Origin of the sequence: Pseudomonas fluorescens, assembly GCF_001902145.1 — a bacterium.
Taxonomy (GTDB): Bacteria; Pseudomonadota; Gammaproteobacteria; order Pseudomonadales; family Pseudomonadaceae; genus Aquipseudomonas; species Aquipseudomonas fluorescens_BV.
In genome coordinates, this window is sequence record NZ_MRST01000024.1 from 35,882 (window position 1) to 52,101 (window position 16,220).

At 62.1% G+C, this 16,220-nt stretch carries 14 protein-coding genes; 12 read left to right on the plus strand and 2 right to left on the minus strand.

The window, feature by feature from the left end:
- Positions 1 to 11: 11 nt before the first annotated feature.
- The 3 genes from BUE92_RS14110 (at position 12) to BUE92_RS14120 (ending at position 3,199) form a co-directional block, all read left to right on the plus strand.
- The gene (locus BUE92_RS14110; RefSeq protein ID WP_073524399.1) at positions 12 to 1,070 is read left to right on the plus strand and encodes an HlyD family secretion protein; all 1,059 of its coding nucleotides are present in this window, start codon (positions 12 to 14) and stop codon (positions 1,068 to 1,070) included.
- Positions 1,067 to 2,509: an efflux transporter outer membrane subunit gene (locus BUE92_RS14115; protein WP_073524402.1), complete on the plus strand. Its 1,443-nt coding sequence runs from the start codon at positions 1,067 to 1,069 to the stop codon at positions 2,507 to 2,509. Before BUE92_RS14110 ends, BUE92_RS14115 begins: the two co-directional genes overlap by 4 nt.
- A gap of 105 nt (positions 2,510 to 2,614) precedes the next feature.
- Positions 2,615 to 3,199, plus strand: a complete 585-nt coding sequence (locus tag BUE92_RS14120) for a hypothetical protein (protein WP_073524404.1) — start codon at positions 2,615 to 2,617, stop codon at positions 3,197 to 3,199.
- 204 nt (positions 3,200 to 3,403) lie between these two features.
- Here BUE92_RS14120 and BUE92_RS14125 read toward each other — a convergent pair whose 3' ends face one another.
- Together BUE92_RS14125 and BUE92_RS14130 are read right to left on the minus strand one after the other, a co-directional pair.
- Positions 3,404 to 4,108, minus strand: a complete 705-nt coding sequence (locus tag BUE92_RS14125) for a DUF3142 domain-containing protein (RefSeq protein ID WP_073525013.1) — start codon at positions 4,106 to 4,108, stop codon at positions 3,404 to 3,406.
- Complete coding sequence (locus BUE92_RS14130; protein ID WP_073524407.1) at positions 4,105 to 6,267, minus strand: outer membrane assembly lipoprotein YfiO; 2,163 nt, start codon at positions 6,265 to 6,267, stop codon at positions 4,105 to 4,107. The genes BUE92_RS14125 and BUE92_RS14130 overlap by 4 nt, the downstream gene beginning before the upstream one ends.
- Positions 6,268 to 6,460: 193 nt before the next feature.
- On the opposite strand from BUE92_RS14130, the gene BUE92_RS14135 reads away from it, so the two are divergent.
- The 9 genes from BUE92_RS14135 to BUE92_RS14175 all read left to right on the plus strand — a co-directional run bounded on the left by BUE92_RS14135 (position 6,461) and on the right by BUE92_RS14175 (position 16,192).
- The gene (locus BUE92_RS14135) at positions 6,461 to 8,041 is read left to right on the plus strand and encodes a glycosyltransferase family 39 protein (RefSeq protein ID WP_073524408.1); all 1,581 of its coding nucleotides are present in this window, start codon (positions 6,461 to 6,463) and stop codon (positions 8,039 to 8,041) included.
- Positions 8,042 to 8,073: 32 nt separating this feature from the next.
- Positions 8,074 to 8,340, plus strand: a complete 267-nt coding sequence (locus BUE92_RS14140) for a DUF2789 domain-containing protein (protein ID WP_073524409.1) — start codon at positions 8,074 to 8,076, stop codon at positions 8,338 to 8,340.
- Between the two features lie 362 nt (positions 8,341 to 8,702).
- Positions 8,703 to 9,122, plus strand: a complete 420-nt coding sequence (locus BUE92_RS14145) for a MarR family winged helix-turn-helix transcriptional regulator (protein ID WP_034125424.1) — start codon at positions 8,703 to 8,705, stop codon at positions 9,120 to 9,122.
- Positions 9,119 to 11,197, plus strand: coding sequence for an FUSC family protein (locus tag BUE92_RS14150; protein ID WP_073524410.1), 2,079 nt, complete (start codon positions 9,119 to 9,121; stop codon positions 11,195 to 11,197). Before BUE92_RS14145 ends, BUE92_RS14150 begins: the two co-directional genes overlap by 4 nt.
- Positions 11,194 to 11,403: a DUF1656 domain-containing protein gene (locus BUE92_RS14155; RefSeq protein ID WP_003187469.1), complete on the plus strand. Its 210-nt coding sequence runs from the start codon at positions 11,194 to 11,196 to the stop codon at positions 11,401 to 11,403. Before BUE92_RS14150 ends, BUE92_RS14155 begins: the two co-directional genes overlap by 4 nt.
- Positions 11,400 to 12,290, plus strand: a complete 891-nt coding sequence (locus BUE92_RS14160; RefSeq protein ID WP_073524412.1) for an efflux RND transporter periplasmic adaptor subunit — start codon at positions 11,400 to 11,402, stop codon at positions 12,288 to 12,290. The genes BUE92_RS14155 and BUE92_RS14160 overlap by 4 nt, the downstream gene beginning before the upstream one ends.
- On the plus strand, positions 12,287 to 13,729 hold the full coding sequence (locus BUE92_RS14165; protein WP_073524414.1) for an efflux transporter outer membrane subunit: 1,443 nt from the start codon (positions 12,287 to 12,289) through the stop codon (positions 13,727 to 13,729). Before BUE92_RS14160 ends, BUE92_RS14165 begins: the two co-directional genes overlap by 4 nt.
- Positions 13,730 to 13,810: 81 nt before the next feature.
- Positions 13,811 to 14,443 (plus strand): hypothetical protein, encoded by a 633-nt coding sequence (locus BUE92_RS14170; RefSeq protein WP_019819550.1) that lies wholly within the window; start codon positions 13,811 to 13,813, stop codon positions 14,441 to 14,443.
- 252 nt (positions 14,444 to 14,695) lie between these two features.
- Positions 14,696 to 16,192 (plus strand): YdgA family protein, encoded by a 1,497-nt coding sequence (locus BUE92_RS14175; protein ID WP_073524417.1) that lies wholly within the window; start codon positions 14,696 to 14,698, stop codon positions 16,190 to 16,192.
- The last annotated feature ends 28 nt before the right edge of the window (positions 16,193 to 16,220 follow it).

A 16,220-nucleotide genomic window follows, 5' to 3' on the forward strand; every position in this document is an offset into this window, starting at 1 on the left:
AAGGACTTTCCATGAAACGCAAAGACAAAATTGCCGTCTCCGTTATCGCCGTATTTGCCGTCGGCGTGCTGGTTTACCTGGTTGCGCCGGGCGTATTGGGCAGCAAGCACCAGACCACCAACGACGCCTTCGTCGCCGCCGATTTCACCCTGGTGGCGCCGCGGGTGGCAGGCTTCATCAAGGAAGTGCTGGTGGAAGACAACCAGCGCGTCAAGGCCGGCCAACTGCTGGCGTTGATCGACGACCGCGACTTTCGCGCCGCCGCCCAGGCCGCCGATGCCGACACCCTGGTTGCCCAGGCCCAGTTGAAAAACGCCAGCGCGACCCTGGAGCGCCAAAGCTCGGTGATCGCCCAGGCCCAGGCTACCGTGGCAGCAGATCGCGCCGAAGTGGCCTTTGCCGAACATGAGCTGAACCGCTACAACCACCTCGCTGGCGTCGGTGCGGGCACCGTGCAGAACGCCCAGCAAGCCAAGACGCGCATCGACCAGGCCACTGCGCGCCTGGCCAAATCCACCGCCGTGCTGGCCGCCGAACGCAAGCAGGTGGAGATTCTCACCGCCCAGCGTGACGCCGCCGAAGGTGGGCTCAAGCGCGCCCAGGCCGCGCTGGAAATGGCCAGTTATCAGCTGTCTTACACGCGCATCGTCGCACCGGTGGATGGCATGGTCGGTGAGCGTGCGGTGCGGGTCGGGGCCTATGTGACACCGGGCAGCAAGATCCTTGCGGTGGTGCCACTGGCCCAAGCTTATGTGGTGGCCAATTTCCAAGAGACCCAACTGTCCCATATGCACGCAGGCCAAGCCGTTCAGGTACGGGTCGACAGCCTCGACGGCGAATTGCTCAATGGCCACCTCGAAAGCCTGGCGCCTGCCACCGGGGTGACCTTCGCCTCGGTCAAGCCCGACAACGCCACCGGCAACTTCACCAAGGTGGTGCAGCGTATTCCGGTGAAGATCGTCCTCGAACCGAACCAGCCACTGACCGAGCGCTTGCGCGTCGGCATGTCGGTGGAAGCCAGTGTCGATACCCGGCCGGTCGCGCAACAGCGTGAGGTGGCCCAGCAATGAAACACCTCGCCTGGTTCACCTTGAGCCTGATCAGTCTGAGTGCCTGCACCGTCGGCCCGGATTTCCAGCGGCCCCAGGGCCCGCAGATCAATCAGTGGAGCGAACCCCAGGGCCGTCAGGCCGCCAGCCGCGCCGTCAGCGACTCTTTGCAGGAGCGCTGGTGGGACGTGTTCCACGATGCGCAGCTCTCGGCCCTTACGCGTCGCGCCCTCAGCGATAACCTCGACCTGAAACTGGCCAGCAGCCGCCTGCAACAAAGCCGCGCTATCCGCCAGGTGACCACGGCCGAGCGCTACCCCAACGTCGATGTCGGCGGCGCCTACCAGCGCAAGCGCAGCAGCGGCAAAGGCTTGAACGACCCTTCCGGCGAGAACGGCCGCTCGGCCTTCAACCAATGGGATATGGGCTTTTCTGCCGCCTGGGAGCTGGACTTCTGGGGCCGGGTAAAGCGCGAGACCGAGGCCGCCGACGCCACGCTGGAAGTTGCCGAAAACGACCGTCGCGCCGTGTTGTTGTCGGTGCTGGCCGAGACTGCCCAGGACTATATCCAACTGCGCGGCGTCCAAAACACCCGTGCCGTCACCGAGCAAAACCTCGATGTTGCTCGCCACAGCCTCAAGCTCTCGCAACTGCGCCTGGCCGACGGCGTGGCCACCGACCTGGACGTGGCCGAAGCCGCCGCTCAGGTCGCGGCGATTGAAGCGCGCCTGCCGGATCTGCAGCAGCGCCAGGACCAGTTGATCAACGCCCTGAGCCTGTTGATGGGCGAGCCACCCCAGGCGCTGTACGCGCAGCTGTCCAAAGACGCCCCTGTACCGCAAACCCAGCGCCAGGTCGCGATCGGACTGCCATCGGAACTCGCCGAACGCCGCCCCGACATTCGCCAGGCCGAAGCCCGCCTGCACGCCGCCACGGCCAGCATCGGCGTGGCCAAGGGCGACTTCTACCCGCGCATCACCCTGTCCGGCAGCCTGGGTTCCCAAGCCATGCAGCTCTCGGATTTCGGTTCCTGGGGTTCCCGCGCCTTTGCCTTCGGCCCGCAATTGAGCCTGCCGCTGTTCAACGGCGGGCGCCTGCAAGGCATGGTGGATTTACGGGAAGCCCAGCAACAGGAAGCGGCGCTGGCCTACCAACAAACCGTGCTGCGTGCCTGGCATGAAATCGACGACCAATTGACCCGCTACAACGCCAGCCAACTGCGCCGTGACAGCCTGGCTGAAGCCGTGCGCCAGAACCAGATCGCGCTGACCACCGCCCAACACCAGTACGTCGAAGGCGTGGCGGATTTCGTCAACGTACTCACCGTGCAGAGCGCGCTACTGGCGACCCAGGAGCAGTGGGTAGAAAGCTCTACCGGCGTGTCGCTGGCCATGGTCGGGCTGTACAAAGCGCTGGGAGGAGGGTGGGAGTCGGTGTATCCGTTGCAAGTCGCTCAGTAACGATTGCGTGAAGTCGAGCGTAGGAATGTTCCTGTTTTCGAGGTGGGGGCAATAGCCAGGAGCATGAGCATTAATCTTGCGGGACTGCCCTCAAGAGTCGTCCTTATGTTCATACCTGAAAACCCCTACGCATCACCCCAAGCTGATCTCAAAACGCCATCAACTGGCGCATCGACCTTTTTTATCGTCGCACCGCGCAAGTTGGTATTGATGGTGCTGCTGTCCCAAGGTTTTTATACGTTCTACTGGTTATACAAGCATTGGAGCGCTTATCGCACCGCAACGGGGACCCGTATATTGCCGCTTGTCCGGGCCTTTTTTTCGATTTTTTTTGTGTATGCGCTCGTAATGAAAATCAAGCAGGCGCTTGATCTGAAAGACCCGGCTTATCGGTGGTGGCCTCGCTGCTTTGTGCTTGGCTGGATAATCTGCGCTTTCCTGCCTTTTACCTATGTGTGGTTCGTCTCGTCGCTTACCGCATTGAAGGTGGGCCTGTGCTTTGCAATCGCGCAGGTCGCGATGAGCGTGCAGATTCAGCACGCGGTGAACCACTTGGAAAATGATTCGACAGGCCAAGCCAACCACCGCCTAACGTGGGCCAACGGTATTTGGATCTGCCTCGGCGTGTCTTTCTGGGTGATTGCGATCAGCTCCGCGCTCGGCCTGTGGGCGTTCGTTGTGGAGCAGTGATAAAAGCGACCTTGAGCAACGACCTGAGCGCCTCGCCGCTCAAGCGCAAAGGCGTGAAACTGGCGATGAACTTGCGAGCCTCACCCACTGTAGGAGCGAGCTTGCTCGCGAAGAACGTATCGGCGGCGCGGGCTATCTGATAGCGCTGCATTATCGTTCACGTCTTTCGCGAGCAAGCTCGCTCCTACAGTTGATATTCAGCCTTCACGGGTTTTGCAAGAACACCACATACCCTCGAAACCACTCACTTTCCTGTAAATACCCCGGCGCTTGCCATTCGCCTCCCTGAATCAAGCCGACCTTGAACGGCATCCCCAGCCGATTCATCCGCGGCAAATACGCGGCATAGTCAGGGATGCTGTGCCGCCCCTGATACGTCTGCACCACCAATTCATCCACCACACCCTTGAGCTGGGCGATGGCGGCCGGGTCGGCATTGCTGCTCCAGTCCATCAACCCGGTGATGCTTAGGCGCAGGTCGGCGGGCAGGCGTTGGCGCAGGTCACGCAAGAAATCGGCGTATTCGTGCAGGTACTGGGTGCGGGCATCGAAGTCGATCTGGATACCGATCACCGGGTTGCCAGCGTCACGCCAGCGTTGCACCTGACCAAGCAGTTGGGTGTAGACCTGTTCCGGCCAGTGCAGGGTGTGGGCACGGTAGACCACCCAGACTTCGCCTTGGGTAATGCGCGGTACGCTGATGCCCTGGGCGATCAGTTGCACGCCGCGTTGGGGCGTGCGGCGAGTAGAGTTGATCTGGCCCTGGAGGATGTACAGGGTTTTCGCCTGCTTGATCACCGGCTGGGGCGTGACACCACTCCACAGCCAGAAGGCGTCATAGTCGCGGGCGTCGACGGCGCCAAAAGCCGGGCTTGCCAGCAACAGCAAGCCTAGCCACAGCGATTTCACCAGTAGTACTGCAGCGATTTGCCCCATTGGGTATCGGCAAAACCGCTCTTGAGTTGGCGGAACCAGGCTTTGCGCACCGCCGGCGCAACGTCTTCGCCGCCGCAGCTGTTGTAGCCGGCCGGCGCGTAGCAGTTGATGGCGCGGAACAGTGCATAGGCCTTGTCGGTTTTCGGCGCCTTGGCGTTGGCGATCACCTGTTTGTAGCCGTCCAGGCGCGAGAAGGTTTCACCCTTGAAGTCCGAGGCGGTACTACCCAGGCTGCCGGCGGCGCGCGGTTGTTCCAACGGTATGCCGTCCAGGCCGTTGCGCAGGATGAATTCACCGAAGCAGTTCAACGCGTGCGGGTTTTTGGCCTCGTTCTGCAGGGTCGCCGCGGTTTGCGCGATGCTTGGGCACGCGTACCCAGATTCGGCCTTGTCGCCGTTCCATTGGAACAGCTTCAAGGTCTGGCCGCTGGTATAGGTGTAGCCCAGGCTGGTGCCGAGTTTGTCGTCAGAGAGCGAGGCCTGCTTGAGGTCATCGGCGAAGGTGGCGTACTGGCCGCGCAGCAGGTCTTTGTAGAGGAGCACGAATTGCGCGCTCTGACGCTCGATCGGGTCGCTGGCGTTGGCGATCTGCTGACGTAGCAGGTCGGGGCCGGCGACGTTGCGCAGCAGGATGTAGCGCACTTGCTTGGCGCTGATCGGTGAGTCGGCGGCGAACACCTTGGTCAGTTGGCCGCTGCGCTCGTAGTTCATGGCCAGGGCCAGTTCCAGTTGGTCGCGTTGCAGCGGTAGCTTGGCCAGCGGCAGCAGTTGCAGCCACAGGGCCTCGGCGGCCTTCCAGTCCTGCTTGGCTTCCAGGGAGAGGGCGCGCAGGGTCTGTTGGCTGAAGGCGAAGTAATCCAGGCTCGACGGCACATCCACCGGCAGGTGCTTCAAGGCCGCGTCGGGTTGGTGTTCGACGTACAGGGCATAGCTCGCTTGCAGGAAGTCAAACAGCGCTGGCTCAGTGGCGAAGGTGCTCTTTTGTTTATCCAGGTCTTCGCGGCTCAAGAGAGGCGGGGTGTGGGCGCGCATCGCCATCAGGTCGCTGACCACTTGCAGCATCGGGCTGTTCGCCGCTTTGTTGCCGACCATCAGCAACTTGAGGTCGGCTTCTTCCACCAACTCGTCGACGCTCACGTTACGCTGGGCGTCGGTAGCCTCGGTGAATTGCCAGGTGAAGTCTTCGGCAAGCTTGGCATCGTCGTTCGCCAACCAATGCACGCGGCGCAACAGGCCACGGGCGGACGCAACGTAATCGCCTTGTGGATAATATTTCAAGTAACTGAGAAAACCTTGCTCGGCATCGCTCAAAGCCGACTTATCCACATGCTCGCGTTGTGGCATGCCGTATTCGTCGAAGGCCTCGGCCTGGGCCCTGTTCAACGAGGTACGTGCGGTCATGTAGAACGCGGTGTCTTTCAGCCAAGGCACCTCACTGGTCGAGGCGGCGGCAAACCCGCGCTCGGCGTAAACGAAGCGGCCGCTGTAGAAATCGCCGGCGGCCTGCAAATAGGTGCGAAACAACTGGGCGTTGGCCGAGGGGGTCAACTGCACGTCCACCACTTGGCGACTCCAGTCACAGGTGGTCAGCAGCTGCAGGCGTGCTTTTACCAACACATCGCGCTCGGCGGGCGGCATCTGGGCTTTGATCACCTGGCTGATAAACGCCGTGGCGCTGTCATCGTCATTGCTGCGGCAACGGCTGCCTTCGCCATTCAGGAAGGCCTGGCCTGCGGTCTTGTACTCCTCGCGCTTGATGCCCAGGGGCTGGAGCAGCGCGTCGAGTTCGGCCGTGCGCGAATCGTCAGCCTTGTTGTCAGGCTCCTCATTCTTGGCCGGAGCCGGCACCAGGCGATACACCGGAAACGGCACCGGGCCGAACCCTTGCGCCAAATCGTCTTCGCCCAAGGCATTGGGAGCCAGGGGCGCGGCCTTTTTGTCGGCCAGCAACAGGCGCAGGTTCACCCGGCTGTCGTTGCCCGGGCTGAGAAACGGCTGGTTGCTGCACGGCTCGTAGCTGTCACGCGATACCCGCCAGTCGGGGTAGCACGAGTCGTCAGAACTGGCCTGGGCCGGGAGGGAAAAACCGGCCAACAAGGCCAGGGCCAGAGGTGACAGCAAACCGATGCGCATAACGTTTCCTTGATCCTGAGTCCTTGGAGAAGGGGCAATAATAGCCTGATCCGGCGAATGCTTCGGTGAAGGCCTACGCAAATTGCTGATTTGTCCGATTCCAGCGGCGAGGCCAGGGCTTTTGGCCTAGAGTGGCGGTGTTTGCGCATGCGCAGTGTTTGTCCTGTAAGAGGGCAGTAGTAGCGGAGTCGATATGCGTCGGTCTGCGGTAGAGCAAAACGAAAAAGTTGCAGCATTGCCGACCTTCCATCGTTTGAGCTGGGAAGGTGCCGGCTGGCTCAGCCGCCTGTGGTGGGTGCCGATCCTGGCGCTGGCCATGGCCCTGCGTTTTTACCACCTCACCTCAGCGGCGATCTGGGGCGACGAAGGCTCCAGCCTGTTGCTCAGCGAATACGCCCTGGCCGACCTGTGGTTTCACGCGGCCCATGATGTGCATCCGCCGCTGTATTTCTTGCTGCTGCGCGGTTGGATCGAGGTGTTCGGCGATAGCATCGGCTCGATTCGCAGCCTGAGCGCAATCCCCGGCGTGGCCGTCGTGGGCCTGGGCATCTGGCTGACACGGCAACTGTCCACCCGACGCGCGGCCGTGCTGGCGGGGATCCTGCTGGCACTGCTGCCGACGGCAGTGCGCTACAGCCAGGAAGTGCGCATGTATTCGCTGCTTGGCGTGTGGCTGCTGGGGGCCACGTTGGCGCTGGTGTACTGGGTGAGGCAGCCCGAACGCGCGCGCTATGGGGCGGTGTATGTGCTGTTGATGAGCGCCGGGTTCTATACCCACTACTTCACCGCGCTGTGCGTGCTGGTGCATTGGGCGTACCTGGGATTGCAGGCGCCAGCTCAACGCTTGATCACGCGGCCTGCCTGGTGGGCGGCCAACGTGGCGATAGTGTTGTTGTATCTGCCCTGGCTGCCCAACTTGCTGGATTTGGTGCAGCACATCGAACAGCTCAAAGTCGGCGGCGACATTGGTTGGGAAGAGCCGCTCAACCTGCTATCCCTGCCCTCGATGATCTGGCAGTTCGTGTTGCAGGACGAAGGTCTCGGCCTGTGGTCGCCGCTGTTCTGGCTGTTACCCCTGCTGCTGGCCGTGGTGGTTGTATCGACGGCCTGGCGCAATCACGCGGCGCGCCTGCCGGCACTGTTTTGCCTGCTGCCGCTGCTGCTGGTCTATGGCGTGTCCTTTATCTCGCCAGTGTTTATCGAGCGCTACCTCACGGTGTATGCGTTAGGCCTGCCGATAGTCCTGGCGCTTGCCGTCGACCGTTTGCCGTCGCGTTTGTCCTGGCTGGGCGTGGCGTTGTTTGCGCTGTTTGTTGGCGTAGAGCTGCTGGGGTTAAAGAACAACTTCGAGGTGGATGAGCACGACCAGTTCAACGTGCCGGTGGAGTTCGTCAATCGCAACTACCAGGAAGGCGACCGCATCGTCCTCAGTGACATGATGTGGTACCTCAGCTACGTGTATTACGACCAGACCGACGCCCAACTGCAGCTCTACACGCCGCCCAAAGCCGACGGCACTGCCACTCGCCCGAACGCCTATGGTTTCGGCACACTGGTGGACCAGGACGGTGGCCGCATCTATCTGGACCGCCTCTCAGCACTGCCTGCTCAAACGCGACGGGTATGGTTGATCAGCAGCAACGAAGCCCCGGATGAATTCGCGCCGCTGCCCAACAGCTGGCGCGAACTCAGTCGCCAGGACGGCGGTGGCGCCAGGGCGCGGTTGTTCGTGCTATGCAACGCACCGGCGCCGCAACCTGGAGGCTGCCGCTAGACTCACATCAACCTACTTATGAGGAGCCTTCCATGGAATCGCCAGTGCACAGCTTGCCGGCTTTGTTCAAACAGCTTGGCCTGCCGGATGACCCGGTCAGTATTGAGCAATTTGTCGCCTCTCATTCGCCGCTCAAACCTGAATTGAAACTGGCGGATGCGTTTTTTTGGAGCGACGCCCAGAAGGCATTTTTGCGTGAGGAGATTCTGGACGATGCGGATTGGGCGGTGGTGGTGGATGAGTTGAATCTGATGTTGCGGGGTGGGCGATGGAGCAAAAAAAATGCTGACGCGTTATAGCGTTCATACCCGGTGCGTTTTCCCTGGATGAAGGCATTGGGTTCTATGGCGGTTGTGCGCGGGAGACTACGTCGTCTGGATGGGCAGGCTGAGCAGCAGGCATGAAGCCGACGCTGACCTAATGTGGGAGCGGGCTTGCCCGCGAAGGCGGCGTGTCAGTCACAGAATATTCAACTGAACCACCGCTTTCGCAGGCAAGCCCGCTCCCACATTTTGTTTGTCGCATGGCGAACCCGCATCCCGCCACTCATCCGTGAAATTGTTTCAAAACTTGACGGCACTTCCTCCCTCCACCATATTAATAGTTAGCAAACTAACTGTATGCGAACTATCCAGTGCCTCAATCCCTCGAACAACTCCAGATGAGCCTCAGCAGCAGCATGGTGGTGGGCGCCCGTAATTGGCGCAAAATCTGCCAGACTACGCTGGTGAGCTATGGCATCTCCGAAGCCTGCGCCGTGCCGTTGTTGATGATCGGTCGCTTGGGCGATGGTGTGCACCAGGTCAAAGTAGCCCAGGCCTCCGGTATGGAAAGCCCATCACTGGTGCGCCTGCTCGATCGGCTGTGCGGTGACGGTTACGTCTGCCGCACCGAAGACATCCACGACCGTCGCGCCAAGGCCCTGAGCCTTACCGAGCGCGGCCGTGAGTTGGTGCAGGCGGTGGAGGCGCAACTGGTGCGTCTGCGCAAGGATGTGTTGGCGGATATCGCCCCCGACGATCTGCAAGCGGCACTGCGTGTATTGCGCGCCTTCGAAGCGGCCGAGGCTGTGTCGCCTTGAACGGATTTTTTACCGGCTTCCCGCCTGCTCGCGACTGGTTCTACGGGGTGCGTACCTTCGCCGCGTCGATGATCGCGCTGTATATCGCCATGCTCATGCAAATGCCGCGTCCGTACTGGGCGATGGCCACGGTGTATATCGTCTCCAGCCCGTTTGTCGGGCCTACCAGTTCCAAAGCCCTGTACCGCGCCATCGGCACCTTGATGGGCGCGGCGGCGGCGGTGCTGTTTGTGCCGATGTTCGTGCAGTCACCCTACATTCTCGTGGTGGTGATTGCGCTGTGGACCGGCACCTTGCTGTTCTTGTCCATGCACCTGCGCACCGCGAATAACTACGCCCTGATGCTGGCCGGCTACACCTTGCCGCTGATCGCCTTGCCGGTGGTGGATAACCCGTTGGCGGTCTGGGATGTGGCGGAGGCGCGTACCGAAGAAATCTTCCTGGGCATCGCGGTCGCGGCGGTGGTGGGCGCGATGTTCTGGCCTCGGCGCCTGATGCCGGTGTTCGATGGCTCGGTGGCCAAGTGGTTCAGCGACGCCCAGGTTTACAGCCAGCGCTTTCTCAGTCGCAAGGTCGACCCGGAAGAGGTCAGCAACTTGCGCGGCGGCATGGTCGCCACCTTCAATACCCTTGAGTTGATGATCGGCCAGTTGCCCCACGAAGGCGCGCGTCCGCAGACCGTGCGCAACACTAAAGAACTGCGCGGGCGCATGATTCACCTGCTGCCAGTGATCGACGCTCTGGATGATGCGGTGTACGCCATTGAGCATCGGGCGCCGGAGTTTCTCGATCAGCTCACGCCGCTACTGGAAGAGGCCAGCGCCTGGCTGCAAAGCACCACCGAAGCCGCGCCCCTGGAGCGCTGGCGCGAGCTGCGCGACAAGGTCGACGCCGCGCAACCCCAAGGCGAAGCGCTGGATGACCGTCATACGTTGCTGTTCTCCAACGCGCTGTACCGCCTGGGCGAATGGGTTGATCTGTGGCAAGACTGCCGCAGCTTGCAAGCCGCCATTCAGTGCGAAAGCCAGGACACCTGGCGCGCCGTTTACCGCCACTGGCGCCTGGGCCGGCTCACGCCGTTCCTCGACCGTGGGCTGATGTTCTACTCGGCGTTCTCCACCGTCACCGCAATCATTGTCGCGTCGGTATTGTGGATTCTGCTGGGCTGGACCGACGGCGGCAGCGCCGTGATCCTCGCCGCCGTGGCGTGCAGCTTTTTCGCCTCGATGGACGACCCGGCACCGCAGATCTACCGGTTCTTTTTCTGGACCGCCATGTCGGTGCTGTTCGCCAGCCTGTACCTGTTTCTGGTGCTGCCCAACCTGCACGATTTCCCCATGCTGGTGCTGGCCTTCGCCGTGCCGTTTATCTGCATCGGCACCCTCACCGTGCAGCCACGCTTCTACCTGGGCATGTTGCTGACGTTGGTCAATACGTCGTCCTTCATCAGTATCCAGGGCGCCTATGACGCGGACTTTCTCAACTTCGCCAACGTCAACCTGGCCGGGCCCGTGGGCCTGCTGTTCGCGTTCGTGTGGACGTTGATCGCCCGACCCTTCGGCGCTGAATTGGCGGCCAAGCGCCTCACCCGTTTCAGCTGGCGCGACATCGTCAGCCTCACCGAGCCCGCCACCCTGGCCGAGCACCGGCACATGGCCGCACAAATGCTCGACCGCCTGATGCAACACCTGCCGCGCCTGGCCCTCACCGGGCAGGACACCGGCATTGCCTTGCGCGACCTGCGCGTGGCGCTGAACCTGCTCGACCTGCTGGCCTACTCGCCACGCATCCTCGGTGTGCCACGGGTGTTGCTCAACCAGGTGGTAGAAGGCGTGGGCGGTTACTTCAAGGCCTGCCTGAAGGCCGGTGAACGCTTGCCCGCGCCCAGCGGTCTGCTGATGACCCTGGACCGCACGCGTCGCGCCCTCAACGGCCAGGGCCTGCAAGACGAAGACGACACGCGCCTGCATCTGCTGCACGCCTTGGCCGGCCTGCGCCTGGCGCTGTTGCCAGGTGTGGAGTTCATTGGCGGTACAGAGATGGAAGCGCCGTTACCTGATGGAGCGCCTTTATGATCGGTGACCTGGATATCAGCGGGGTGTTCCTGCCCACGCTGCTGGTGCTGATGGGCATTACTTATGTGTTGTTTCTGGTGGTGCACGGGCTGTTGACGCGCATGCACTTCTATCGCCTGGTCTGGCACCGGGCATTGTTCAATGTGGGGCTCTACGCGCTGTTGCTGGGCGCTGTGGACTCACTCAGTCGATATCTGATGACATGAAAAAACCTTTTTTGACTATCGGCCGTGTCGTCCTGACGTTGTTGGTCGTGAGTTTCGCGGTCGTCGTCGTGTGGCGCATGGTCATGTACTACATGTTTGCGCCCTGGACCCGTGACGGCCACATCCGCGCCGACATCGTGCAGATTGCTCCGGACGTGTCCGGGCTGATTCAGCGCGTGGACGTGCGCGACAACCAGTTGGTGACCAAGGGCCAGGTGCTCTTCGCCGTTGACCAGGACCGCTTCAAGCTGGCCCTGCGCCAAGCCCAGGCCGCCGTGGCCGACCGCCAGGAAACCCTGGCCCAGGCAAGCCGCGAGTACAAGCGTAACCGGGGCCTGGGCAACCTGGTGCCCAGCGAGCAACTGGAAGAGAGCCAGTCCCGCGTTGCCCGCGCCCAATCGGCCCTGGCCGAAGCCCAGGTGGCGGTGGATTCCGCCCAGCTCAACCTCGACCGCTCGGTGATCCGCAGCCCCGTGGATGGCTACGTCAACGACCGCGCACCGCGTACCCAGGAATTCGTCACCGCCGGGCGCCCGGTGCTGTCGGTGGTGGACAGCAATTCCTTTCACATCGACGGCTACTTCGAAGAGACCAAGCTCGACGGCATCCACGTCGGCATGGGCGTGGACATCCGTGTGATCGGCGACAACGCGCGCCTGCATGGCCACGTGCAGAGCATCGTCGCCGGGATCGAAGACCGCGACCGCAGCAGCGGCTCCAACCTGTTGCCCAACGTCAACCCGGCGTTCAGCTGGGTGCGCCTGGCCCAGCGGATCCCGGTGCGTATTGCCTTTGATGAAGTGCCGGCGGACTTTCGCATGATCGCCGGGCGCACCGCGACGGTGTCGATCATCGCCGATAAGGTCAAAGACGGGGACAAACCATGAAGCGGCTTCTGGCAACCGCTGCGTTAGGGTTGTTGCTGTCGGCCTGCCAGGTGGTGGGGCCCGATTACAAGCTGCCGGAACAGGCTGCGGTCAACCGTGGCGACCTGCAAGGGCCGATCATGGGCGAGGGCAGCAATGTGGTCTCGGCACCGGTGCCGGCCGATTGGTGGAAGTTGTATAAAGACCCGCGCCTGGACGAACTGGTGCGCCAGGCCATGGCCTCCAACACCGACCTGCGCGTGGCCGCCGCCAACCTGCAGCGCTCGCGTTTCCAGGTGCAGCAAGCTGAGTCCGCTGGCGGCTGGAGTGCCGGCGCCAAGGCCGAGGCCCAGCGTTTGCAAGAGTCTGGCGAGGCCTTCCTGCTGCCGGACAAAGTCCCGGTCGGCAATATCGGCAGTGTCGGCATCACTACGTCTTACCAGTTCGACCTGTTCGGCACCTTGCAGCGTGGCATCGAAAGCGCCCAGGCCAGCGCCGACGCCGCCCAGGCTGCGGCGGATATCGCCCGCATCACCTTGGTGGCCGATGTGGTGCGTTCCTACACCCAGGTGTGCGCGGCCAACGAAGAGCTGGCGATTGCCAACGAGTCCCTCGACCTGCAAGCCCAGAGCACCAAGCTGACCCAGCGCCTGCGCGATGCCGGGCGTGGCGATGAGACCCAGGTGACCCGCTCGCAAACCCAATACAAATCCCTGCGCGCCGACATCCCGCGCTATGAAGCCTCACGTCAGGCCGGGCTGTTCCGGTTGTCGATGTTGCTGGCCAAACCTGTCGACCAGTTGCCCGCCGGCACCGGCACCTGCGCCGAGCTGCCACATATCGCTCAACTGCTGCCGGTGGGCGACGGTGCCGCGTTGCTCAAGCGCCGCCCGGATGTGCGCCAGGCTGAACGCCAATTGGCTGCCGCCACCGCACGTATCGGCGTGGCGACCGGCGCGCTGTACCCGGATATCAGCATCGGCGCGACGGTCGGCACCGTTGGGTTGCTGGAGAACCTCGGTACGCCTGCCGCCAACCGTTGGGGCTTTGGCCCGATGATCAGTTGGACCGTACCGACCAACGGCGCCCGCGCCCGCGTGCATGAAGCCGAAGCCGCGACCCAGGGTGCGCTGGCCCACTTCGACGGCGTGGTGCTCAACGCCATCCGCGAAACCCAGACCGGCCTGGCGCAATACACTGCTGTGTTGCAACGCCGCGACGCCCTGGCCGAAGCCGAACAGTCGGCCCGCGAAGCGGCAGGCCAGACCCATCGCTTCTTTCAGGCTGGCCGCGAATCGTTCCTGGCCGACCTGCAAGCCACACGCACCTACACCGCTATGCGTGCACAACTGGCGGCGGCCAACACCCAGGTTGCCATGAGCCAGATCGACCTGTTCCTGGCCCTGGGCGGCGGCTGGGAAAACGGACGAACGCAAGGGACAAAACCCGGCAAACCGTGAGGTGATTGCTATGCTTTCCTGGGTGAGGCCCGGTGGCGCCTCGCCCGACAAAGCTCGCGTTTGCTCATGGGGATGCCAATGATGAAAAACCCTTATGCTCCGGCTTTCTGGTGCGTGCTCTTTGCATTGGTCCTGCTATCGGCCGCGTATTTTTATGGCGTCATGCTCGCCCATCAACTCGACAAGGCCATGGTGTTCCTTGATAGCGCCTGCCTGGTGATCGGCACCTTGTCCATTGGCGTGGTGGCCTGGGCGTCGTATCAAAACCAGCGGGTGAAGAAAAAGCTCCTCGAACAGGGCAAGACCCGCGTGGCGATCTGGGACACCAAGGTCGCCCTGCGCCGCGTCGAAACCGTGTTCGACCGCTATTTCTGGGGCAGCTACTGGCAGCCGGGGCGCACGTTCCAGGAAGTCATGGGCGACCTCACCGGCACGCCGCTGGAGAAAAGCCTCGAAGTCCTGAAAAAACAATGCGTGCTGCTGGATCGACAGGTCGCCGACGGCAGGCATTGGCTGGATAACGCGCGGGAACTGTCCGACGTAGCCACGCAAATGGCCCGCGAGCGCTACCAGCTGGACTTTTGCGACCCCAAGGCCGATACCCCGGGCAATGCCGTGATCCACCGCGAGTTCGAGGTGTTGGTGTACACCTGGACCGCACGCTTGAAGAGTTTTGATCACCAGTTGGATGAAGTCGAACAGGAATACTCCTGAACTCCTGCTGAACTGGTCCCTCTGAAAGGCTGGGCCGTTTACGCCCGCCAGTGCTAATCTTCCCCAGCCTTTGGCCACACGGGCCACGACTGTAGGAGCGAGCTTGCTCGCGAAAGACGCCAACGAGAACGCGCGCATTCTGAATGAACGCGGTGCCCATGCGTTCTTCGCGAGCAAGCTCGCTCCTACAGGAACCCCTACAGGGTTCAAGGAAGACAGCCCACTTCTCACAGGATTTGATCAGGTCACTTCATGAATAAGCCAGCCGTTGTTTTCTTGGGTTTTGTTGTCGCCGTCGGCGCCGTCAGTGCGGGCGGTGCCTGGTACACCGGTAAACAACTGGAGCCGGTCCTGCAAACCGCTATCCAGAGCGCCAATAAAGAACTGCAGACCTCCATGGCCGGCGTCGATGGCAGCGTGACCCTGGAGCTGGTGTCCCTGGACCGTGGCGTGTTCAGCAGCACCGCACACTATCGCCTCAAGGGCCAAGGCAGCGTGTTCGGCGAAGACAACCCGAACCCCGAGTTGCTGTTCGTCGACCATATCGAACACGGCCCGCTGCCGTTCTCGCGCCTGGTGACTCTCAAGTGGTTGCCAGTCATGGCCACCAGTCACTACGAACTGGAAAAGAACCCCACCACCGAAAAATGGTTCGCCGCCAGCAAAGACGTGTCGCCGCTCAAAGGCGTGGCGAATATCGGCTATAGCCGTTCGGTGAGCGGCAACATCGAATTGCTGCCCCTGGAATTCAAGGACGCCACCTCCTCGGTGAGCTTCTCCGGCGCCAACCTCAACTTCGACAGCAGCGCCGAGGGCCAGAAGGTCAAGGCCGAAGGCTTCATGAACAGCCTCAAAGTTGCCGCAGTGGACGCCGAAGGCGCACCGTTCGAAGCGCAACTGGCCGGCCTGACCGTCGCCAGCAACCTGGAAAAAACCACCTTCGGTTTCTACACCGGCCAGAACACCGTGGAGCTGACCGACACCAAGGTCACCTTCGGTCCGCAGAAAGCCGTACTGACCCTCAAGGGTTTCGAGCAGAAAGATTCCAGCGAAACCAAGGACAACAACCTGGCTGGCCGCGTCGACTACAAGATCGACGAGATCGGCTACCAGGGCAAAGCGGTAGGCTCGGCCGCCATGGCCGTGAGCATGAAGAACGTCGACATTCCGGCGATGCTGGTGCTGACCAAGCTCTACCAGGACAAGATGCAACCGGTGCAAGCCGCCGCTGCTGCCGGTCAACCGGTGCCGGAGCTGCAAATGACCGAAGCCGAGCAAGCCCTGGCGGAAGCCAACGTCAACCAGGTGCTGGCCGCCAAGCCGCAACTGGCTGTGGAAAACCTGTCGCTCAAAACCACCCGTGGCGAAAGCAAGTTCAACCTGGTGGTGGACCTGACCAAGCCAACGTCCATGGAGCTGCCGCCGGTTGAACTGGGCAAGCAAATGGTCTCGCTGCTGGATGCCAACCTGACCCTGTCCAAGCCGATGATCAGCGACGTGGCGGCCCTGCAAGCCCAGGTGGGCGGCGTGACCGACCCGCAAGCCATCGAACAGCAATCGCAGATGGCGGCCGAGATGGTCAGCAGCATGGCGGTCGGCACTCAACTGGCGACCCTGGTGGGCACCGACGTGGTTTCCAAGCTGCACTACGCCAACAACGAAGTGACCTTCAACGGCCAGAAGATGACCGTTGAGCAGTTCCTTAGCTTCGTAATGTCCAAGGTCGGTGCGGTCAGCGGCGCCCAATAAACCTGAAATGCGGTAAAAAATGTGGGAG